20 protein-coding genes and 1 riboswitch are annotated in these 20,937 nt (G+C 65.0%); of the genes, 11 read left to right on the forward strand and 9 right to left on the reverse strand.

Annotated features, from left to right (window positions below; all coding sequences use genetic code 11):
• The first annotated feature begins 6 nt into the window (after positions 1 to 6).
• From recO to ACWIVK_RS09740, 11 genes are all read left to right on the forward strand, one after another.
• Positions 7 to 825, forward strand: a complete 819-nt coding sequence (gene recO / locus ACWIVK_RS09690) for a DNA repair protein RecO (RefSeq protein WP_448576457.1) — start codon at positions 7 to 9, stop codon at positions 823 to 825.
• Positions 788 to 1,657, forward strand: coding sequence for a purine-nucleoside phosphorylase (locus ACWIVK_RS09695; RefSeq protein WP_448576458.1), 870 nt, complete (start codon positions 788 to 790; stop codon positions 1,655 to 1,657). The genes recO and ACWIVK_RS09695 overlap by 38 nt, the downstream gene beginning before the upstream one ends.
• 139 nt (positions 1,658 to 1,796) lie before the next feature.
• Complete coding sequence (locus ACWIVK_RS09700) at positions 1,797 to 3,083, forward strand: hydroxyacid-oxoacid transhydrogenase (RefSeq protein WP_448576459.1); 1,287 nt, start codon at positions 1,797 to 1,799, stop codon at positions 3,081 to 3,083.
• A gap of 409 nt (positions 3,084 to 3,492) precedes the next feature.
• Positions 3,493 to 3,634: riboswitch (adenosylcobalamin (AdoCbl) riboswitch) on the forward strand.
• Between the two features lie 132 nt (positions 3,635 to 3,766).
• Positions 3,767 to 5,272, forward strand: a complete 1,506-nt coding sequence (locus tag ACWIVK_RS09705) for a prenyltransferase/squalene oxidase repeat-containing protein (RefSeq protein WP_448576460.1) — start codon at positions 3,767 to 3,769, stop codon at positions 5,270 to 5,272.
• Complete coding sequence (locus ACWIVK_RS09710; protein ID WP_448576462.1) at positions 5,269 to 6,204, forward strand: hypothetical protein; 936 nt, start codon at positions 5,269 to 5,271, stop codon at positions 6,202 to 6,204. Before ACWIVK_RS09705 ends, ACWIVK_RS09710 begins: the two co-directional genes overlap by 4 nt.
• 2 nt (positions 6,205 to 6,206) lie before the next feature.
• Complete coding sequence (locus tag ACWIVK_RS09715; RefSeq protein WP_448576463.1) at positions 6,207 to 7,202, forward strand: hypothetical protein; 996 nt, start codon at positions 6,207 to 6,209, stop codon at positions 7,200 to 7,202.
• Complete coding sequence (locus tag ACWIVK_RS09720; protein ID WP_448576464.1) at positions 7,199 to 8,863, forward strand: ABC transporter ATP-binding protein; 1,665 nt, start codon at positions 7,199 to 7,201, stop codon at positions 8,861 to 8,863. Before ACWIVK_RS09715 ends, ACWIVK_RS09720 begins: the two co-directional genes overlap by 4 nt.
• Entirely contained in the window at positions 8,860 to 9,198 is a 339-nt protein-coding gene (locus ACWIVK_RS09725; RefSeq protein ID WP_448576465.1) for a cyclic-di-AMP receptor, read from the forward strand. Before ACWIVK_RS09720 ends, ACWIVK_RS09725 begins: the two co-directional genes overlap by 4 nt.
• 85 nt (positions 9,199 to 9,283) lie before the next feature.
• Complete coding sequence (recA, locus tag ACWIVK_RS09730) at positions 9,284 to 10,348, forward strand: recombinase RecA (RefSeq protein ID WP_448576466.1); 1,065 nt, start codon at positions 9,284 to 9,286, stop codon at positions 10,346 to 10,348.
• A 44-nt stretch (positions 10,349 to 10,392) separates the two neighbouring features.
• A complete protein-coding gene (locus tag ACWIVK_RS09735) occupies positions 10,393 to 11,307 on the forward strand; it encodes an ABC transporter ATP-binding protein (protein WP_448576467.1) in 915 nt (304 codons plus the stop codon).
• A gap of 14 nt (positions 11,308 to 11,321) precedes the next feature.
• Positions 11,322 to 12,221 carry an ABC transporter permease gene (locus tag ACWIVK_RS09740; protein ID WP_448576468.1) on the forward strand — a complete coding sequence of 300 codons (900 nt, stop codon included), beginning with the start codon at positions 11,322 to 11,324 and terminating at the stop codon, positions 12,219 to 12,221.
• A gap of 385 nt (positions 12,222 to 12,606) precedes the next feature.
• Here ACWIVK_RS09740 and ACWIVK_RS09745 read toward each other — a convergent pair whose 3' ends face one another.
• From ACWIVK_RS09745 to rimI, 9 genes are all read right to left on the reverse strand, one after another.
• Positions 12,607 to 13,887: a C40 family peptidase gene (locus ACWIVK_RS09745; RefSeq protein WP_448576469.1), complete on the reverse strand. Its 1,281-nt coding sequence runs from the start codon at positions 13,885 to 13,887 to the stop codon at positions 12,607 to 12,609.
• A 225-nt stretch (positions 13,888 to 14,112) separates the two neighbouring features.
• The gene (gene hisF / locus ACWIVK_RS09750) at positions 14,113 to 14,895 is read right to left on the reverse strand and encodes an imidazole glycerol phosphate synthase subunit HisF (protein WP_448576470.1); all 783 of its coding nucleotides are present in this window, start codon (positions 14,893 to 14,895) and stop codon (positions 14,113 to 14,115) included.
• The gene (locus tag ACWIVK_RS09755; protein ID WP_448576471.1) at positions 14,895 to 16,010 is read right to left on the reverse strand and encodes a hypothetical protein; all 1,116 of its coding nucleotides are present in this window, start codon (positions 16,008 to 16,010) and stop codon (positions 14,895 to 14,897) included. Before ACWIVK_RS09755 ends, hisF begins: the two co-directional genes overlap by 1 nt.
• Positions 16,010 to 16,744, reverse strand: a complete 735-nt coding sequence (gene hisA, locus ACWIVK_RS09760) for a 1-(5-phosphoribosyl)-5-[(5-phosphoribosylamino)methylideneamino]imidazole-4-carboxamide isomerase (RefSeq protein WP_448576472.1) — start codon at positions 16,742 to 16,744, stop codon at positions 16,010 to 16,012. The genes ACWIVK_RS09755 and hisA overlap by 1 nt, the downstream gene beginning before the upstream one ends.
• Positions 16,741 to 17,382, reverse strand: a complete 642-nt coding sequence (hisH, locus tag ACWIVK_RS09765; protein WP_448576522.1) for an imidazole glycerol phosphate synthase subunit HisH — start codon at positions 17,380 to 17,382, stop codon at positions 16,741 to 16,743. The genes hisA and hisH overlap by 4 nt, the downstream gene beginning before the upstream one ends.
• A 17-nt stretch (positions 17,383 to 17,399) precedes the next feature.
• Positions 17,400 to 18,359 (reverse strand): histone deacetylase family protein, encoded by a 960-nt coding sequence (locus ACWIVK_RS09770; protein WP_448576473.1) that lies wholly within the window; start codon positions 18,357 to 18,359, stop codon positions 17,400 to 17,402.
• Positions 18,356 to 19,153 carry an inositol monophosphatase family protein gene (locus ACWIVK_RS09775; RefSeq protein ID WP_448576474.1) on the reverse strand — a complete coding sequence of 266 codons (798 nt, stop codon included), beginning with the start codon at positions 19,151 to 19,153 and terminating at the stop codon, positions 18,356 to 18,358. The genes ACWIVK_RS09770 and ACWIVK_RS09775 overlap by 4 nt, the downstream gene beginning before the upstream one ends.
• A gap of 4 nt (positions 19,154 to 19,157) precedes the next feature.
• Positions 19,158 to 20,255, reverse strand: a complete 1,098-nt coding sequence (gene tsaD, locus ACWIVK_RS09780) for a tRNA (adenosine(37)-N6)-threonylcarbamoyltransferase complex transferase subunit TsaD (RefSeq protein ID WP_448576476.1) — start codon at positions 20,253 to 20,255, stop codon at positions 19,158 to 19,160.
• Positions 20,252 to 20,935: a ribosomal protein S18-alanine N-acetyltransferase gene (rimI, locus tag ACWIVK_RS09785; RefSeq protein WP_448576477.1), complete on the reverse strand. Its 684-nt coding sequence runs from the start codon at positions 20,933 to 20,935 to the stop codon at positions 20,252 to 20,254. Before rimI ends, tsaD begins: the two co-directional genes overlap by 4 nt.
• Positions 20,936 to 20,937 lie beyond the last annotated feature (2 nt).

Below are 20,937 nucleotides of genomic sequence, written 5' to 3' on the forward strand. Positions count from 1 at the left end.
CGAGGCATGGCCGAGACGACCAACCACCGCATCCGGCTTTACCATACCGAGGCGATCGTCCTGCGCCGCCGCGATCTCGGCGAGGCCGACCGGATCTTGACGCTCTTCACCCCGAAGGCGGGAAAACTCCGAGTCATCGCCAAAGGAATACGTCGGCCGCAGAGTCGCTTGGCCGGCCATCTCGACCTCTTCGTGCGAACCCAAGTTCTCCTCGCCCGAGGACGCGAACTCGATATCGTGACGCAAGCGCAGCTGGTCGAGCCGTTCAGCGGACTGCGCCAGGAACCCTGGCGCGCCGGCTGGGCCGGTTACCTCGCCGACCTGACCGATCGCGCGACCGCAGACGAGGATCCGCAACCGGCACTCTACGACCTCCTGCTCGAGTGTCTCCGACTGCTCGCCGAGTTGCCCGATCCTTTCGCGGTCGTCAGACGGTTCGAGATGCGGCTGCTGGTTCTCCTCGGCTACCGCCCGGAACTCGCCGTCTGCCCACACTGTGGGAGAAAGCTGACGCCAGGGCGGCTCGCCTTCGCGCCGGATCAGGGTGGCATCCTCTGCAGCGAATGCATTGGACACAGTGCTGGAGAAGTCCCGCTCAGCGTCGGAGCCGTCAAGGCATTGCGCCTCCTGCTGGCCGATCACTGGCAGGAACTCGCCCGCCGACCGCTCAGCCTCACCTTGCGTGGTCAGATCGCGAGTGCCCTGCGGGCAGCGCTCCAGGCACACATCGGCGACATCGCTGCTTCCGCCGACGTGGCGACACTCTTGCAGGAAGAGGGGCGCGGTGATGGACATTCTCCATCCCTGGCAGGAACGAGCAGCTGAGCGAGCGCAGGCCCTCGCCCAGCGTTATCACCACACTCCCGATGCGCTGATCGTCCTCGGTTCCGGGCTAGCGAGTCTTCCCGAAGACGCGCGTGTCGTGGTGCGCGTCCCACTCGACGAACTCACCGGTATCGCTGCCCCGGCCGTCACCGGTCATCCACGGGAGTTGGTGCTGGCAGACTGGAATGGGCACTCGATCTGGTTTTGCCTCGGTCGCTATCACCTTTACCAGGGTCTCTCGGCTGCCGAAGTCGCGGCGCCGATCGCCCTCCTCGCCCATCTGCCCGGTCCGATCGTCATCCTGACCAATGCGGCCGGCTCCTTGCATCCGACCTTCGCACCGGGCGATTTCGTGCTGCTCCGCGATCACCTCTTCGTTCCCGGTTTGGCCGGTCACCATCCGCTGATTCCACCGGCGGGACGGGTTCGCTTCTTCAGTCTGCGCGATGCCTACGATCGCCATCTCCGCACGGTAGCCCGTACTGCTGCGACTCGACTCGGCCTGGAACTCCCGGAGGGAACGTACGCCATGGTCGCTGGGCCGACCTTCGAGACGGCAGCCGAACTCAGCTGGTTGCGAGCCGCTGGGGCTGATCTGGTCGGCATGTCGACCATCCCCGAGGTGATCCTGGCGCGGGCGCTCGGGTTACGCGTCCTGGCCATCTCCGTCGTGACCAACCTGGCGATTCCCGAAGAGCCAGCGATCCCGACGCACGAAGAGGTGGCGGCCATCGGGGAACGAGCCCGGCCGCGTCTTCATCGATTGCTCGGCTGCTTCCTCGACCAACTGGCCCAGGAAAGCGATGCCGTCCCGGGCCCCGAGCATCGCTGAGCGACGTCCACGCCGTGATCGACAAACCCGGGCACAGCACCAGTACGCTCCGCGCTGGAGAGCACACGCTCCTCTTGACGGCTGGTTCCACCTGGCCGACGATGATGCCGCCTGTTGTGTTCCGGAAGGAGCATCCGGCATGAGCGCGAGCCTGACCCAGACCGTCATCGCCATGGATCTCGTCCCGTTCCGTTTCGGGCCCGGCGCGACCGCTGACGTGACCGTGGAACTCGAGCGGCTCGGGGCACGCCGCGTCCTCCTCGTCACTGACCGTCATCTGCGACAGCATGGCCTGATCGAGCCCGTCGAGGCAGCGATCCAGCGCGCTGGTGCGGAAGTGGTCGTCTTCGACCAGGTGCACATCGAGCCGACCGATCGCTCATTGCGCGATGCCATCGCTTTTGCCCAACGCGTCCAGCCGGACGCCTTTGTTTCGCTCGGAGGTGGGAGCACGATCGACACCGCCAAAGCGATGAACCTCTTCACGTCCTACCCGGCTGACCTCTTCGACTATATCAACAAGCCGGTCGGGAGGGGCAATCCGGTTCCCGGCCCACTGAAGCCGCACCTGGCCCTCCCCACGACCGCTGGCACGGGCAGCGAAACCACCGCGGTGATCGCCCTCGAACTGACCGATCGCCGGTTGAAGACCGGCATCTCCCACCGTTTCATCCGGCCGACCATGGCGATCGTCGATCCGCTCAACACGGTCACCTGTCCCCCGATGGTGACCGCGTTCGCCGGGCTGGACGTCCTCTGCCACGCGATCGAATCGTATACAGCAAAGCCGTATCACGTTCGTCCTCGACCGGCCAGCCCAGCCGAGCGACCAGCCTACATCGGGTCCAACCCGGTCGCTGACCTCTGGAGCGCGCAGGCTATCCGCTGGGGTGCACGGTATCTGCGGCGAGCAGTCTACAACCCGCTCGATCTGGAGGCCCGCACCTTCATGGCGCTCGCCAGCTTGACGGCCGGTATCGGCTTCGGGAACGCTGGGGTCCACATCCCACACGCCATGTCCTACCCGATCGCCGGGCTCGTCCGTGACTTCTTCCCGCCCGACTACGAGGTCGACGAGCCGCTCATCCCGCACGGCCTGGCTGTCGTCGTGGGCGCACCGGCTGGTCTCCGCTTTACGGCACCGGCCTGGCCCGAGCGACACGCTGAAGTGGCCGAGATGTTGGGGATCGACACTCGCGGTCTGCCGGTCCGCGCCGCTGCCGAAGCGGTTGCCGACGCGCTCATCCAGCTCATGCGCGATCTCGGTCTGCCGAGTGGTCTCGCGGAACTCGGCTTCACCGAGAGCGACATTCCGGCACTCGTCGAGGGAACGCTGGCCCAGCAGCGCATTCTGGTGAACAGCCCACGGCCAGTCGATGAGCGCGCTCTGCGCGCCATCTACCGCCAAGCGATGCGGTACTGGTGAGCCTTGTCCAAAGCTCTTTCATCATCAGCGCCTGCGCCAGCCATCGAGATGGGCGGTACCGCAGAGTCATTCTATTTTCGACGGCATACCGACTGGTCGAGCCAGGAGCAGCCGTGATCGTCCGCCTTGTTCGCGCCGAGAGCAGGTGGTTCCGACCGACCAAACCATGGCTGGAAACCTGGCGCATTCCCGTCTGAGGCGCACCGAGCACCATCACCGGGAGGTCCTGTGCCGTGTGCGAGTCGAGAGTCGAGCGGGCCAGGAACTCGATCGCTGGCCCGGAATGTGCCCAAGCGGGCTTGACAACGGGGCCACGAGCTTTCACAATGTGCGCAGCCGATCGATCGGCGCTGCACCTTGACAGGATGTGCGAGACGGCGGCGGGTGCGAGCGGGAGCGCAGCAGCGCGTTCCGTTCGTCCACACGGGGGAACACCGGTGAAAGTCCGGGGCTGTGCCGCAACTGTGACGTCGCACCAGTCGGTGCGACGAAGCCAGGTCTACCGTCGCCGCCGTGTCCGACCCGCCTCGAGCCAAGGGGGGAGGACGCCGGTGATGCACTGTGCCTCGATGCAGTGAACCATTGGCAGCCCGCCCCGCGCGGGCTGTCCTCGTTTTCCCAACACGGACAAGTGGGTGCGGTTTGGATCGACCTCGGTCGACGCGACGAGGGAGGAGTGAGGTATGCGTCGTCTCCTCGCTATTCTGACCGTTTTGTTGCTCGTTCTCGCACCAGGAATGGACGTTTCTGCGAATCAGTTCACGGTTGGCCGCGCGCTCGCGGGGGCAGTGACCTGGCTCACCGCCCAGCAACGAGCTGATGGCGGCTTTGCCGGCTTCACGGGCGAGAGCGATCCGGGCATCACGGTCGATGCAGTCCTGGCTCTCGCCTCGGTCGGCATCGACCCTGGCTCGGTGCAGCGAGTCGGAGGGACGAGCGCCATCGCGTACTTGGAGTCGGTCGCGGCTCGCTACAGCGAGCAGCCGGGCGGTGCAGCCAAGCTGATTCTCGCCGCTGTCGCGAGCGGGCGCGATCCACGCGCGTTCGGCGGTGTCGACCTCGTCGATCGCCTGCAGCGTGCTTACGACAAGGCGAGCGGACTCTACGATCAGCAACTCTTCAGCAACGCGTATGCGCTCCTCGCACTCGTTGCCGCCGGAGCACCGGTTCCCGAGCGAGCGATCCAAGCAGTGCTCGAACGGCAAGCTGCCGACGGTAGCTGGGCCTGGGACGGCAGCACGCAACTGGGCGCAGGCGACTCGAACACGACGGCACTAGTGATCCAGGCGCTCGTTGCCACTGGCCAGCGCGAGCATCCGCAGGTACGACAGGCCCTCCTGTATTTGCGCAGCGTCCAAGCCGCGGATGGCTCCTTTGCCTACCAACCCGCTGATCAGCTGGTAGGTGATGCGAACTCGACTGCGCTCGCCGTCCAAGCACTGTTGGCTGCAGGCGAGGAACCGCAATCGCCGTCCTGGCGCTTCGCACTCGATGCCCTGGCACGCTTCGCGAACCCCAGCGGTGCGCTCCGTTGGCGCGACGATGCCCCGGACGATAATCTGTTCGCCACCGTGCAAGCGATCCCTGCGCTGGCGCGCGAGGCCTTTCCGCTCCGCGGCATCGCTCTCCCACTGACCCGTGCTCGCGTGCCGCTCGAGACCACTCAAGAAGGCTGCCGGTTCTTCCCGGAGACCGGACACAGTTTGTGCGGCCCGTTCCTGGAGACGTGGGAGCAGCGCGGAGAACTGGCCAATTTCGGCTATCCGATCACTGGTCCGTTCTTCGATCCGCAACTCCGGCTGCTCGTCCAGTACACCGAGCGCGCGCGCTTCGAGTTCCACCTCATGCCGGACGGAAGCACACTCGTGATGCTCGGCCGGCTCGGGGCTGAGCGGCTCCCAACAGTACCACCCGAACCATTCGCGCCAGCTCAGCCAGGCGATCCGGCAGCCTGCACCTACTTCGCAGCGACGCAGCACAACATCTGCCACGGTTTCCGCGCCTATTGGGAACAGTACGGCGGTCTCGAGGTCTTCGGTTATCCGCTCAGCGAGGAGTTCGTCGAAGACGGGATGGTCGTACAGTATTTCGAACGCGCCCGCTTCGAATGGCACCCCGGCCGATGGCCGGAGCGGCACGATGTCTTGCTGACCCGGCTCGGCGCTCGCATCGTCGAGGAAAGCTCGTGACTCGCACGTCTCGCCTGCTTCGCCTCCTCCTCACGCTGCTGCTCGCGCTCGCGTTTGCGGGCGCGGGCAGCATGACCTCGCACGCTGAGCGGCCAAATGGCGCTGGACTGGTCATCCGCTTCGGCGATGGCCGAGTCATCACTGCATACGTCCAGTTCGAGGAACCGACCATCACTGGCATCGAACTCCTCCAGCGCGCTGGCGTTCCGATCACGGTCGCCCCGTTCGGTGGACTGGGGCTCGCCGTTTGTGCCATCTCCGGCGAAGGATGTCCAGCGGAGGACTGTTTCTGTCGAGCCAAGAGCCAGCCCGCTTGGTTCTGGCACTACTACGGGCTCACGCCGGACGGCAGCTGGGTACTCCACCCAGTCGGTGCTTCTAACCGGATCGTCCGCGACGGCGACGTGGACGGTTGGTCATGGACAGCCACAGAGAGCGGTCTTCCCTCTTTGACGATCGAGGAGATCGCACGCGCGCATGGCATCGAGCGCTCGTCCAGTCCGCCTGCCGCCACGCAACCGACTGCACCGCCAGTCCCCTCGGTCGTCATCGATCCGACCGAGCCAGCGGTGAGCCCGCCCGTGCCTCCAGTGCCGAGCCCAGGTCAACCGGTAGTCGGACCTCCCACGGCCCAGCCGGACAGCCGCGAGACTGGTCCCGCATCCTCCTCGACAGTCGCGCCCACGTTGCCGACTCCGACTCTCGGGATACTCTCCCCGACGCCGCCGACTGGTGCCGAGGTACAGCCAACGGTCTCCCCGACCGCTGCAGCGCTCGCTGCTTCCTCGAGCACCCCGAGCCTCGAGGTGACGCCATCTACGGCCGTGGCCGATAGCAACGCCACTGGTCCACCCTGGGGCGCACTCATCTTCACGAGTCTCGCGGCAATCGTCCTGCTCACGTACTCGTTCGCCCGCTGGCGGAGGCGGTGACCATGAACGCGATCACCTGGTTGCTCTGGGCACTCGTGCTGGTGCTCGCGATCTCCGTGACGCGCAATCCGTTCTACTTGAGCCTGGCAGCGCTGGCCGTAGCGACCGTCTGGATCGCAGTCGACACGGCGCGGCCGCTCGGTCGGCAGGCGCCTCGCCTACCGCTCCTGGCTGCGGGCTTTCTCCTGCCGTGGAGCACAGCCGTCAATGCGCTGCTCGCCCACATCGGCGATCGCGTCCTTTTCCGACTTCCCGCCTGGCCGGTCATCGGCGGGCCCATCACGCTCAATGCGGCACTCTACGGCTTCCTCACCGGCATCGCTCTGACCACGGCACTCGCCGGAACGACTCTGCTCCATGCCGTCATCGACCGTCGCCAGGCTCTGCGCGCGATTCCTCCCAATCAGCGTGTGCTCGCGACCACCCTCGCGATCGCCCTGAACGCGCTCCCCGCCTTCGCGACCGCAGCACGCGATGCGATCGAAGCGTCACGCCTACGCGGCTTGGCCCTGCCACGCTGGAGGCAGCTCCAGATCGTCTTGGCGGCGATCCTCTATCGTGGTATCGACTACAGTCTCGCCACCGCTGAGGTACTGGAGACGCGGAGCTTCGCTGCGCCGCACCGGGCGACGCCCGCTGCGCAAGCCGGTTCACTCGCGATGCTCCTCGCCAGTTTCGCCGTCATCGGGGGCAGCCTGGCTGGCAAACCAAGCCTCGCTCTGGCCGGGGTTGCCGGACTGTCCATCGGTGCGGCGCTGATCGTCCACTCGACCTGGCGCAATCTCCGCGCGCTGCATTGGTCACTCGCGACCGGCGTGACGGTGTCGCTCTCGCTCGCAGCGGCGACGCTCCTCGTCTTGTCGCTCCGCGACTCCGCTGCCGACTTGGCGTACTCGCCTTATCCGGTCTTGCGCTGGCCGGGCTTCTCGCCGCTCGCCGGGCTCGCCTTTCTCCTGCTCGCCTCGCCGGCACTCTTTCTGCGAGGATCCGCGCGATGATCGAGGTGGAGGCCCTCCGCTACCAGTACCCCACAGGCCGGCATCCAGCACTGGTCGCCCCGCATTGGGCAGTGGAAGCCGGTGAGTTCGTGCTTTTGGCCGGCGAGACAGGTTCGGGGAAAACGACCTTGCTGCGCAGTCTCGTTAGCCTGGTTCCGCACTTCTATGGTGGATGGTTCGGCGGGCGTGTCCTCGTCGGTGGACGCGACACGCGTCGCCATCGCCCAGCCGATTTGGCTGGGGTGGTGGGGTACGTTGGTCAAGAGCCCGAGACCCAGACGATCCTGGATCGCGTGTGGGACGAGATCGCCTTCGCGCTGGAGAACCTCGGTCTCCCACCGCGCGTCGTCGCTGCCCGCGTCGAGGAAGCACTCGATCTCCTCGGGCTCGCTCATCTTCGCGATCGGCCGATCGAGACACTTTCCGGCGGTGAACGACAGCGACTCACACTCGCCACTGTCCTCGCGCTGCGACCGCAACTGCTCCTCCTCGACGAGCCGACCTCGCAGCTCGACCCGTGGAGCGCCGAGACAGTCCTGGAAGTCTTGCGCCGCCTCGTCGACGAACTGGGGATCACAGTCGTCATCGCCGAACACCGGTTGGACCGCCTGCTCGGGAGTTGTACGCGGCTTACGTTGCTCGAGGGCGGGAATATCGTCGCCGACGGCTCGCCCCAGTACGTTGCCGAATTCTTGCCCGATCCACCGATCCTCGTTCAGGTCAGTCGTCTCTTCGCGTGGTCACCACCAGCCCTCTCCGTTGCCGACGGTAAACGGCGGTTGCGTGGACGCCAGCCGCTCTCCCCTGTTCGGCACCCGGCACCGTCACACGGCCCGACGCTCCTCGCCTTGGAGCGCATCGCGTGTCGTCGCGACGAGCGTCTGGTGCTGGAGGATGTGACGCTGGAGGTGGCGCGTGGGCTCGTAACAGCTATCGTCGGACGCAACGGATCAGGCAAGACGACGCTGCTGCGCGCGGCACTCGGCTTAGAAGCAGTCGTACGCGGTCGGGTCTGGCTCGATGGCCGTCCGGTACGCGAAACGCTGCGAGCGGGCAAGGCCGACTCGATCGCCTACGTCCCGCAGTATCCCGGCGCACTCTTGGTCGGGAGCCGCCTTCGCGACGACCTCGAACTCGTCGCGCGCGCACGCCAGGCCAGCCTGACTGCGGTAGCAGAGATCGTCGACCTCTTCGAACTTCGCCCGCTGTTGGACACTCATCCTGCTGACCTGAGTAGCGGTGAACGTCAGCGTGCCGCTCTCGCCGTCGCACTCACCGGTCATCCGGCACTCATCGTGCTCGACGAGCCGACGCGCGGGTTAGGGCTGCGACTCAAGCAGTGCCTAGCCGGCGAGCTGCGCCGGCGTGCTGCTGCGGGGGCTGCTGTCCTCCTCACCACGCACGACGTCGACTTCGCGGCGATGGTCGCTGACCGGATCGTTCTGCTGAGCGAAGGACGGATCGTGACCGAAGGGCCACCGCACCTCGTCTTGGGGCAGAGCTTCTCCTACGCTCCGGTCGTCAGTCGTCTTTTTGGTCCCAGCTTCGCCACGGTGCGCGACGTCGAGCAGGCGCTCCGAGAGCATGCCGAGCCGGCGGAGGACGCTCGGATCGGTTATACTGGGGGAGACTACGGCGACTTCGATCGGGAGCGAGAGTGAAACTGCTCATCGCGATCGTCCAGAGCGAGGATGCTGATCGCCTGATCGGCGAACTCGTCGACGAAGGGTTCCGGGTGACCCGTATCGCGAGCAGCGGTGCCCTGCTCCGGCGCGAGAACGCCAGTTTGCTGCTCGGCGTGGAGGACCACCAAGTCACGCGAGTGCTGTCCATCATCCGACGGACCTGCCGGCGCCGGAAGGAAGTGGTGATCCCCTACGCGCCCGCTCTGGAGCCAGGGCTCTTGTGGTTGCCGGAAAACTTCGAGGTCGAGGTCGGCGGAGCAACCGTCTTCGTCTTGCCCGTCGAGCGAGTCGAGCGGATCACTGGTGATTGACAGGAACGAAACCAGACAGTACGATTGAGCAGAACTCGAACATGGGTTCTATTCCTGCACGGTCGGTGAGCGAAAGGCGGCAGCGATGGATCGGCAAAAGGCACTGGAACTCGCGATCTCTCAAATCGAGCGTAGCTTCGGCAAAGGCGCCATCATGCGGATGGGCGAGGACCCATCCAAGCTCCAGGTCGATGTCATTCCGACCGGCGCGATCGCCCTCGACCTCGCACTCGGAGTCGGTGGCATTCCGCGCGGTCGCATTACCGAGATCTTCGGTCCCGAGTCGAGTGGGAAGACGACGCTGGCCCTCCACGTGATCGCTCAGGCTCAGCGGATGGGTGGTATCGCCGCGTACATCGATGCCGAACACGCCTTCGATCCCGTCTATGCTGAGCGCCTCGGTGTCGATCTGGACAACCTCTTGATCTCCCAGCCGGACACCGGTGAGCAAGCGCTGGAGATCACCGAGACGCTGGTGCGTTCGGGTGCGGTGGACGTCGTCGTGATCGACTCGGTCGCTGCGCTGGTCCCACGCGCCGAGATCGAGGGCGAGATGGGTGATGCCCATGTCGGCTTGCAAGCACGGCTGATGAGCCAGGCGTTGCGCAAACTCACGGGTGCGATCAGTCGCTCGAAGACCGCCGTCATCTTCATCAATCAGCTCCGCATGAAGATCGGTGTCATGTATGGCAACCCTGAGACGACGACCGGTGGCAATGCGCTCAAGTTCTATGCCTCGGTTCGCCTGGATATCCGCAAGGTCGACGCCATCAAGGAAGGAAACGAGACCGTCGGCACGCGTGTCCGGGTCAAGGTCGTCAAGAACAAGGTCGCCCCGCCGTTCCGCCAGGCCGAGTTCGACATCATGTACAACGAGGGCATTTCGGTCGCCGGCAACCTGTTGGACGTCGCAACCGATCTCGGCATCATCCGCAAGAGCGGCGCCTGGTACTACCTCGGTGAGGAACGGCTCGGCCAGGGTCGCGAGAACGCGAAGGCGTTCCTCAAGGCCAATCCCGAGATCATGCGGGAGATCGAGCAGCGGATCCGCCAAGCAGCACCCGAATTGCGCGGCCGAATCCAGTATGACGGCAGCGCAGCAGAGGAGTCCGACGCCGAACCGGCTGTCCCGACGCTCTTCGATGTCTAGGCGTCAGGCGGGGCATCACCGCTGCCCTGCGAAAGGCCGATGCAGTGACGAGCGAAACGATCCTCGCTGTCGAAGGGCTCACGAAACGGTTCGGTAACCGCACGGCAGTCGACAACCTGAGTTTCTCGCTCGGACGTGGCGAACTCGTCGGTCTCCTCGGACCGAACGGTGCCGGCAAGACGACGACGCTTTCGATGATCGCTGGTCTGATCCGGCCCACCGCGGGCCGGATCGTTTTGTTCGGTCGCTCGTTGTCCGAGAGCCGCGAGCAACTCCGGCGCGTCGGGCTCATGCCCGAAGTCGCCAGCTTCTACCCGTATCTCGATGCCCGCCAAAACCTCGCAGTGATGGCACGTGTCTATGGAGCCGACTCCGCCGAGATCGACCATCTCCTCGAGCGCGTCGGCTTGCGGGAACACGCTCGACATCCGTTCCGGACCTACTCCCAAGGCATGCGCCAGATGCTCTCCCTCGCCAACGCGCTGCTGGCCGACCCCGATCTCCTGCTGCTCGACGAACCGACCAACGGACTCGACCCGTACGGTCAACAACGTGTCCACGACCTCTTGCGCGAACTCGTCGCCCGCGGCAAGACGATCCTGCTCTCCAGCCACCTCTTGCGCGACGTCCAGGAACTCTGCCAGCGCGTGATCATCATCCATCGCGGACGGCTGATCGAGGATAGTCCCATCGAACGACTTCTCCGGCCAAGCGAATTGCCCGTGCTGGTCCGGACCGTCGCCGACGATCGTGCCCTCCTTCTCCTCAGTGGACCGACCCGCCCGGACTGGATCCGCGGGGTCCAGCGCCGAGACGACCATCTCATCGTCCAGTTGCCCTCTGAACGGCTACCGGAACTCAGCGCCTTCCTCGTGCACCATGAACTCTACCTTCGCGAGTTGCGTCCACTCGAGGGAGACCTCGTTTCCGCTTTCGTCGAACTGACGCGCGAGCGGTAGCAGAGGAGAAGGGGATGCGTGCGCTCATCGCTGCGGAATGGTTCAAAGTGACGCGACGCCCGATGACCTGGATCGCGCTCGGTATCCTGCTCGCCATCATGGCGACCCTCCGTCTTCTCTTGATCGCCCTCTCCTTCGTTTCCCTCCCGTCCGCACCGGGCCAAGAGATGCCCACGAATCTTTTCGCAGACCTCGTGACCTTGCCTGGAGCCATCGCGGACAGCGTCAACTTCTTGCCCAGCACTGGTATCTTCGCGCTGCTCGTCGTCGCGGCCAGTTTCGCAGGTACCGAGTTCGCGTGGGGCACGATCGTCCCGCTCCTCGCCCGCGGTGCCTCGCGCACACGCTTCGTTCTCGCAAAGGCACTCGTTGCGCTCGTCGTCGCGCTGCTCTACCTCGCCGCAACGAGCATAGTCGGACTCGCCCTCGGTGCGATCGCGTCCCAGCTTCATCATGGGCAGGTTCCGCTCGAATGGCTCCAGCGCGACTGGCGCGAGTTCCTGCTGGCCCTTCTGCGCGCCTATTGGGCCACGGTTCCCTACGTTCTAGCCGCGATCGCTACCGCCCTCGTCTTCCGCTCCTCGGCCTTGGCGATGGGCATGGTGCTCGCCTATGTCATCATCGAGCAAGTCGGACTCGGCGTCCTGCAGCTTCTCCGGCCGATGATCGAGGACAGCGGGTTTTCCTGGCTCTTCACGTTGCTCGATTGGACCCTGCTCGGCCAGAACGCCTCGACCCTCCAAGCACTCAACACGCGAGCCTTCGTACCGACCGGTCTCGCCGAACAAGCCACGGCCGGCGATCTTCACCCCTGGCGCGCAGCCGTCGTTCTGGCAGCCTACAGTTTCGCCTTCCTGCTCGCCGCTCTCGTCGCGCTCCGGCGCGATATTCCGACTCGTCCGACCAGTGCTTGAGTCCGTCACCACCCAGGCGACAAATGGCCAGCAGCTACGCCCGAGCATCGACACGCTCCGGAGTCATGAGCGGGCCGAAACTCACCACCAGAGCGGTCGGAATTCTGAGCAAGAGCACAGCAGAAACTCGGCCCCTTCCCCCGTAGAGCGGGTCGACGCGACGATATTTCGTTCTCCACTCCTCAGTCAGAGGGTCCCGCTGCGTTCGACGACGCCCCTGAGAGTCCTGCCGTCGTGCGTCTACCCGACCATCGTTCTGGAGCGCCGCGCCGACGCCCCTTCCCGCCTCTCGCTCCTCGGCACAGCCCGCTCGAAAGTGCGCCGAAACGAAACGGCCAGGTGTGATTCCACCTGACCGTCCGAATCGGCTGCTCGATCGTGCGTCTCAGGTCCCGACGCGCCGTGCGGTGTAGAAACGTGGTCCGTAATAATCGCCCCAGAGTTCGCTGATCGTCACGCCGGTCCCGTAATTTTCCGCGTGAATGAACCGGCCATTGCCGATGTAGATCCCGACGTGCGACAGGCCCCACTTATAGGTGTTCTGGAAGAACACGAGATCACCCGGCTGCAGTTGGTTAGGCTCCACCGAAACGCCACTCACCGCCTGCGCCTCGAGGCTGCGCGGGAAGCCACCACCCAGCACCTGGTTGACGACGAAGTAGACGAAGCCGGAGCAATCGAAGCCGGCTGGCGTAGTCCCACCCCAGACGTAGGGTCGACCCAAATATTGCATAGCGGTCGCCACCATCGCATCGCCCACCGCACTGGGCGGTGCCGGTGCCGTTGGCACCGGATCAGGCGACGACGCTTCGGCCGGCATCGCAGCTGGCGCCCCTGGCTCACGATCGGTCGGCGCCAGATAGCCGCCGTGCACCCAGCCCTGCAACCCTCGATAGTCGACTTGCCACCATGTGATCCCCTGCGCGTCGAGCTGCGGACCACCGATGACCCGCATGGCCGTCCCTTCTGGGGCGACCGCAGCGACCGGATGGCCATAGCCCGGACCTTGCCGGACATTCACTCCCTGTCCATCGGTATTCACGACTTCGACATTGGCACCGACACGGATGGTGGGCTTGTTCGCGACCGGCTGCGCTTGGGCCACCGGGGCGGAACGACCATCCACCACGACCAGATAGGCCAGGGCCGCATAGCCGCCGATCCCCTCGTAGTGCACCGGAACCCAGGCTGTCCCAGCTGCATCCTGCACCGGGGAACCGGTCGCGAGCGCGCGCCCACCCTCGGGCATGATCGCGAGCACGCGACTCTCCGCTCCCGCTGTCTCGCGCAACCGGAGACCATAGCCACCGGTCCCCGTCACGAGCACCGTGTCGTCAGCAACAGGCACTGCCCGAGCCAAGTAATCGGCCAAAACCCAGCCGGTCACCGCACCAGCATCGATGCGGTACCAGGTTGTCCCGTCACTCGCCGCTTGCGGGCCCTCGACAACACGAACGCGTGCCCCCTCCGGGAGCCCGCCGACCCGCGAGGATCCGATTCCCGGTTCAGCACGGACATTCACACCGTCACCGTTGGTGCCACTCACTTGCCCGAGCGCACCCGTGACGAGGTCATCGGCAGCGAGGACAGGGGAAAATGCGAAGATCGCGGCGAGGAATGCGAAACACGAGGTAACTACGCATAACGGGAGTCGTCTCTTCCCCAATCGAACTCCCCTTCCCAGATGATTGCCGCATCAGTCTCGGCGCGGCTGACGCCACCGCACCGCCCCAGGAGAGCCGAGAGACGGCTTCCTGCGATCCCCCGTCCGGACGCGGCCTCGCCTGCCGCACCCGTTCGCCCGCAGACTACCATGCACACGCCAGCGCTGTCAAGAGGCGAAATAGGACATTTGTGCGGATTCGGCAGAGAGAATGGTCGTGACTCCTGGTCACGATGGGGTGAACTCGACCGAGACATGCCGCACCGGCACACCCCGAGCAGCGAGATAGCGCTTGGCCTCAGCGACAGTATACCGGCCGAAATGGAAGATCGAGGCAGCCAGGACGGCATGCGCGCCACCGATCGTCAGCGCTTGGTAGAGGTGTTCCAGTGTCCCCGCGCCACCGGAGGCGATGACCGGTACACCCACTGCATCGACCACCGCGCGCAGGAGTGCGAGATCGTACCCCTGCTGCGTCCCATCGGTATCCATGCTCGTCAACAAGATCTCGCCAGCGCCGAGCGACACCCCCCGCTTGGCCCACTCGATCGCGTCGAGCCCCGTCGCTCGGCGACCCCCGTGGGTGTAGACTTCCCACCCACCCTCGGGCCGACGACGTGCGTCGATCGCCAGCACGACGCACTGACTTCCGAACCGCTGCGCACAAACCCGGATCAGGTCCGGATCGAGAACAGCTGCTGTGTTGACGCTCACTTTGTCCGCACCAGCACGGAGGAGTCGATACATGTCGTCTGGTGTTCGCACTCCCCCACCGACCGTCAGCGGGATGAACACTTCCTTTGCTGTCCGCCGAACGACCTCCACCATCGTCTCGCGACCCTCAGCCGAGGCCGTGATATCCAAGAAGACGAGCTCGTCAGCACCTTCGGCGTCGTAACGCGCCGCCAGTTCGACCGGATCACCAGCATCGCGCAAGTCGAGAAACTGCACTCCCTTGACGACACGCCCAGCGGTGACATCGAGACACGGGATGATCCGCCGCTTCAGCATCAGGAAACCGGTCCTTCTCCGCGTTCCACCCGCTGTCGCTGCTCGATGAACTGTTCGAGTTCCTGTTGGGCTTGCTCGAAGCGCAAGCGCGCTCGTTGTTCGAGGAGGCGCCACATTTCGGCACGCAGTAAGCGGTCGATTTCGCGCAGCTCGTCCAACCGCACCTCGATGAGATCGATCCGGTAGCGCAACTCGCGGTCGACTGCTTGCAGTGTCTCGAACTCAGCCTGGACCCGCTCGGCCCGCTGATCGCCCAGTGCTGCAAGGTCCCGCAGAGCCTGATCGAACTGTTGCCGGAGCTCTTCGACGCGCTCCAGGAGCAGATCGTCCCGCTCGCTGCTGTGGCTCCGTACCCGCTCGATATCGGCCCCGAGTCGCTGGGCGACTGCGCGGAGGTCGTCGAGCTGCGGGGAAACCGCCGCGAGAAATTCCTGAACGCGCTCGAGTTCCTCCGCCAGCTGGCTGTCGCGCGAGGCGCCCTCCTTGAGCTGGACTTGCAACGTTTCGATCACCTGCATCGCTTCCGCGACCCGACGCCGAACGTCCTGCTCGACGATGCGGATGGCGTCGTGCAAGCGGGTGACTTCGCGACCGAGCCGCTCCACCTCTGTCGTGACGGCCTCCAATCCACCGCGCAGGGACTGATCGGTCGCCGAGAGGCGTTCGATATGGGCAGCCAGATGCTCGATCAAGATTCGCAGCTCGTCATAACGCCGCGAGTCTTGCCCAGTATCGTCGCGTTGCCGGCGCACGGCCTCGAGAAGCTCGGCGACCTGAGCCTGTAACGTGCGGATCGGGCGAGCGACCTCATCGAGACGCAAAGCGAGTTCCGCTAGCTGCTGGCGAAAACGTGCCTCCTCGAGTTGCCGGGCCTGTTGAGCCTGCTGCGTCTCGTGTCGGTGTTGCTCCAGTGCATGGCGTTGCTCAGCCCAGTCGGCTTCGGCTGCCTTGACTTCCTCCTCGAGTCGCAGGAGGCGAGCTGCCAACTCCCGCACGCGATGCCGCAGCTCGTCCACTTGGCTCTGCATCGCCTGCTGGCGGGCTTCCTCGCGACGGCGGCGCTCTTCTTCGCGGACTTGCTGGATGAAGTCGGGCTGATCGGGACGCCGCTCCATCACGCCGCCTCCGCTCCGATGACCCAGTCCTCCGGTCGCTCGAAACGAACTCTTCCCTCGTACAGCGCACGCCCGACGATCGCTGCTTCGACACCCGGCACGCGCGCCAGCGCTTCCAGATCCGATCGACTTCCCACACCGCCGGAAGCGATCACTGCCACGCCGAGTGCTGCCAACCGTCCCATCAGTTCGAGATTCGGACGCGTCAACGTCCCATCGCGCGTCACATCAGTCGCGAGTACCCGCTGCACCCCAAGCGACGCGACACGGTGGACCACCTCTTCTGCCCGGATCGCTTGCACGGTCTCCCACCCATGTGTCACAACCCAGCCGTCACGAGCATCGACCGCGACGACCACTCGTTCTGCACCGAACCGCGCGAGGGCTTCGCGCAGCAAATCCGGTCGCTCGAGTGCAGCCGTCCCGATCACGACCCGGGTCGCACCAGCCAGGAGGAGGCGTTCGACCGCATCCAGCGTGCGCACTCCTCCTCCGACCTGTACAGCAATGTCAGGCACCGCTCGGATCACTCGCTCGATGAGTGCGTGTTGCACTGGCTGACCGAGCCGCGCACCATCGAGATCGACGACGTGGAGCCAGCGCGCGCCAGCTGAGGCCCAGCGCTGTGCCATCTCGATCGGATCGTCACTGTACACAGTCGCACGGGCGAAGTCACCCTGGAAGAGGCGGACGCAACGCCCTTCGCGGAGATCGATGGCCGGGATGACGATCACGCTGGTGCCTCCAACGGTAAGCCGCCACGCGTTCGTTCGACGAGATCGACAAAGTTGGCGAGTAACCGCAACCCCCAGAATCCACTCTTCTCCGGATGGAACTGGGTAGCCATGACGTTGTCTCGAGCGAGCACGCTGGCAAAGCGCACCCCATAATCGGTCTCACCCAATACCCATGAGGCATCGCTCGGCTCAGCATAGAAGGAGTGCACGAAGTAAAAGTCCGTCCCATCGGGAATTCCAGCGAAGAGCGGGTGAGAAGAGCGCAACCAGACCTCGTTCCAACCCATATGAGGAACAGTGATGTCCTCCGGTAAGCGGCGCACCACACCGGGAACGATCCCCAGGCAGCGATGCTCGCCTCCCTCGTAACTCACCTCCAGCAAGGCCTGCAGTCCCATGCAGATCCCGAGGAAGGGGATACCGCGCTCGATCGTGGCACGGAGAGCCGGCACGAGCCCCAGTTCTTCGAGATGGCGCATCGTGTCCGCAGCAGCACCCACACCCGGAACGATGACGCCGTCCGCTCGCTCGAGCGGTGCAGGATCCCGACTCACGATCACCGGTGCACCGATCCGCTCCAGCGCATTCACCACACTCGCGAGATTACCGGCTCCATAATCGACGACGACGATCACCATAGCACGCCTCACGATCAGCGATCAGCTCGACCATCCGTGTCGAGCGCATCGAGAGTTGCCAAAACGCTCGAGGCGAGCGCGCTCAGATTGTAACCACCCTCCAGAGCGAGAACGAGCCGTCCATTACACCAGGACTCCGCGATGGCGCGGACGCGCGACGCCATCGCGGCGAAACCGTGCTCGGTAACGGCCATCGCCGCCAACGGGTCGGCATAGTGCGCATCGTACCCCGCTGACACCATGACCAGTTCCGGTCGGTAGACCGCGAGGCGGGGCTCGATCTCGTTGGCGAACGCCGCGAGATACACCCGGTCGTCGCTACCCGGGGCGAGCGGGATGTTGAGCGTGTAGCCGCGTCCCGGCCTCTCACCGATCTCCTCTGCCCGGCCAGTACCCGGGTAGAGCGGCCACTGATGAAGCGAGACGAAGAACACCCGATCTGTTCGGTAAAACGCTACCTGCGTACCGTTGCCGTGATGCACGTCCCAGTCGATGATCGCGATGCGGCGCAAGCCATGCCGCTCCAGAGCATACTGCGCGGCAACCGCGATATTGTTGAAGAGGCAAAAGCCCATCCCGCGCTCCGGTTCGGCGTGATGGCCCGGCGGACGAACTAAGGCGAAGACGCGCCTCGCTTGCCCGGACAACACCCACTCGACCGCCTGCACGACTGCACCGACGGCGAGCCGCGCCACCTCGAACGAGCGCGGGGAAACGATCGTATCAGCATCGAGCCAGCCACCGCCCCGCGCCGCGAACTCCCGTAGTTCCGCGATATACGCTCGATCATGAATGAGGGCGATCGTTTCCTCGTCCGCCGGATCCGGCTCGATAACCGGACGGTCGTCGAGCCGTCCGGTTCGCTCGAGTAACCGCAGAATGGCTTCCAAGCGGGCTGGACGCTCAGGATGATGACCGGTTTCGTGTTCGAGAAAGAGACGCGATGTGATGAGGACAGTGGGCTCGGTCGTCACGCACCACCTCGATCATCGCGACGGATCAGGTCCAACATTGCGTCGTGGATGAGCCCATTCGACGCGACACAGGTGCCCTGGGTCAGTCGATACGGTTGCCCATCGTAATCAGTCACGCGCCCGCCAGCTTCAGTGACCAGGAGGATTCCCGCTGCTGTATCCCACGGGGAAAGTTCCTGTTCCCAGAAACCATCGAAGCGGCCAGCAGCAACGTAGGCGAGGTTCAACGCTGCGCTCCCGTCTCGCCGCACTGCCCGAGCCGTCAGCGTGAAGCGTGCGAAAGCAGCGAGTGCCTCGCGTCGTCGCTCGCGATCGTACGGGAAACCAGTCGCCAGAAGGGCGCTGTGCAGGACCGCGTGCTGGGAAACGCGGAGCCGCTCTCCGTTCAAGAATGCTCCCACCCCTCGCTCAGCGATGAACAGTTCGTCCAGAACGGGCTGGTAGACGACCCCGAGCTCCGGTTCTCCCCCGCGGAGAAACGCGATCGAGACACAAAACATCGGGTACCCGTGAGCATAGTTGGTCGTCCCATCGAGGGGATCGATGACCCAGAGCGCTGGCGCATCCAGCGGCGCACTACCCGTTCCTTCCTCGGTGAAGAACGCGTGCTCGGGGAAGGCTGCCTGGATCGTTTCCACGATCAGTCGCTCGCTGGCGAGATCCACCTCGGTCACCAGGTTGACCGCCCCCTTGTAGCGGATCTCGCGGACCTGCCCGAGCCGCTCGCGCAACAATCGGCCAGCCGACAGTGCCGCCGCCACTGCCACCTGCCGCACCGTCGCCATCGTCCTCATCCCCTCAGGCTTCCCCGGCACGGAGCAGTGTCCGCGTCACCAACGGCAATTGCGCATGAACGTCGAGCTCGAGGTCGGCCCGCACTCCACGCTGAGCCAAATAGTACGCAGCGCCAGCGATCATCGCTGCATTGTCCGTACAGAGGATCGGAGGCGGATAGCGAACCGGGACGGGGCTGATGTCGCGCAAGCGTTGCCGCAACGCGGCATTCGCCGCTACCCCACCAGCCAGGAGCACCATTGTCGCGCCGAACTCACGCGCAGCCCGCGCGGTCTTTTCCGCCAGCACCTCGACGACCGCTGCCTGGAACTCGGCGGCCAGATCAGCGATCGGCACGCTCGGCCCGTACTCCGGTGCCACGTATTCCGGAAACGGCTGCCCCGCGGCGACACGCCGCGCGGGCCGTCGCTGGTACTGCTCCAGGAGGCGCAACAACGCTGTCTTCAGTCCGCTGAAGCTGAAGTCGTAGCTCTCTCCCAGCCAAGCCCGCGGCAGGGAAAATCGACCCGGGCGTCCCTGCTCGGCTGCCTTCTGAATGGCGGGCCCACCCGGAAAACCCAATCCCAAAAGGCGAGCGGCCTTGTCGAAGGCTTCTCCCGCTGCGTCGTCGAGCGTCCGGCCGAGGAGCACGTAGTCGCCGTGGCCGCGCATGAGCACGAGTTCGGTGTGCCCGCCGGAGACGATCAGGCAAACCAGAGGGAAAGTCGGTTCCGGCACTTCCTCCTGGCCCGGAAGCGTGAGCCAATTGGCATAGATGTGACCCTCCAGATGGTTGACCGGGATCAATGGCTTTTCCCACACGAAGGCGAGCGTCTTGGCAACGTTGATCCCCACGAGAAGCGAGCCCGCTAGGCCAGGTCCTTCCGTCACGGCGATGGCATCGATCGCGCTCGGACCGATCCCCGCCTGTTCCAGTGCGAGGTCGATCACCGGCACGATGCTCGTGACGTGCCGCCGCGAGGCGAGCTCGGGCACCACACCGCCGTAACGCTGGTGGAGATCCACTTGGGAGCGAATGATGTTCGACAACACGAAGCGTCCGTCACGCACGACGGCGGCAGCAGTTTCGTCGCATGACGTTTCGATGCCCAGGATGATCACGCTGCTTCCTCCACGATCTCGATCCCTTCCGCGGCCAACCGTTCGAGCAGACGGTCACGCAAGGCCACCAGTTCCTGCCGATAGGTTGGGTCACGGAGCGGCGGTGAGGTCATGATATATGCATCTTCCAAGTTGTCGCTGTAATAGCGGGGCCGGACACCGCGGCGCGTGAAACCATACTTGGCATAGAGCGACTGCGCCGTCACATTGGAGACCCGCACCTCGAGCGTCACGAACTCGGCACCGCGCCGAATCGCTTCGCTGATCAAGGTCAAGAACAACACCTCACCCAACCCCAACCCGCGGTGCTCCGGTGCGACACCGATCGTGGTGACGTGTGCTTCACCGTAAATGACCCACATGCCGGCGAAGCCGACGAGTGGATGCACGCTCGTGCGCGCTGGGCGGGCTGCCCGCAGCAGGCGAGCCAGTGTACCAGTCGCTCCGACCGGCTCCGGCTCCTCCTCGCTGCGCGTCGTCTCCCAGCGCAGAACGACGTAATAGTTCCGCTCCGGCTCTCTGAGCTCCCGGTAATACGCTGATTCCGGCCAGGGATTCGTGAAACATCGCCGCTCGAGCTGGGACACTTCGGGTACATCCGAACTCCGCATCGGGGACAAGACGTAGCGCCGTACCGTGCTTTGCGGCTCGGTACTCGGCTGCTGGGTGCGCTCTTCCACCC

It is taken from the genome of Thermomicrobium sp. (assembly GCF_053493975.1).

Coding starts and splice junctions, on each gene's coding strand:
- hisF (WP_448576470.1), bottom strand. CDS start 14,895: ATGCTGAAGCGGCGGATCATCCCGTGTCTCGATGTCACCGCTGGGCGT.
- ACWIVK_RS09700 (WP_448576459.1), top strand. CDS start 1,797: ATGAGCGCGAGCCTGACCCAGACCGTCATCGCCATGGATCTCGTCCCG.
- ACWIVK_RS09755 (WP_448576471.1), bottom strand. CDS start 16,010: ATGGAGCGGCGTCCCGATCAGCCCGACTTCATCCAGCAAGTCCGCGAA.
- recA (WP_448576466.1), top strand. CDS start 9,284: ATGGATCGGCAAAAGGCACTGGAACTCGCGATCTCTCAAATCGAGCGT.
- ACWIVK_RS09695 (WP_448576458.1), top strand. CDS start 788: ATGGACATTCTCCATCCCTGGCAGGAACGAGCAGCTGAGCGAGCGCAG.
- ACWIVK_RS09705 (WP_448576460.1), top strand. CDS start 3,767: ATGCGTCGTCTCCTCGCTATTCTGACCGTTTTGTTGCTCGTTCTCGCA.
- ACWIVK_RS09720 (WP_448576464.1), top strand. CDS start 7,199: ATGATCGAGGTGGAGGCCCTCCGCTACCAGTACCCCACAGGCCGGCAT.
- ACWIVK_RS09775 (WP_448576474.1), bottom strand. CDS start 19,153: ATGAGGACGATGGCGACGGTGCGGCAGGTGGCAGTGGCGGCGGCACTG.
- recO (WP_448576457.1), top strand. CDS start 7: ATGGCCGAGACGACCAACCACCGCATCCGGCTTTACCATACCGAGGCG.
- ACWIVK_RS09715 (WP_448576463.1), top strand. CDS start 6,207: ATGAACGCGATCACCTGGTTGCTCTGGGCACTCGTGCTGGTGCTCGCG.
- ACWIVK_RS09740 (WP_448576468.1), top strand. CDS start 11,322: ATGCGTGCGCTCATCGCTGCGGAATGGTTCAAAGTGACGCGACGCCCG.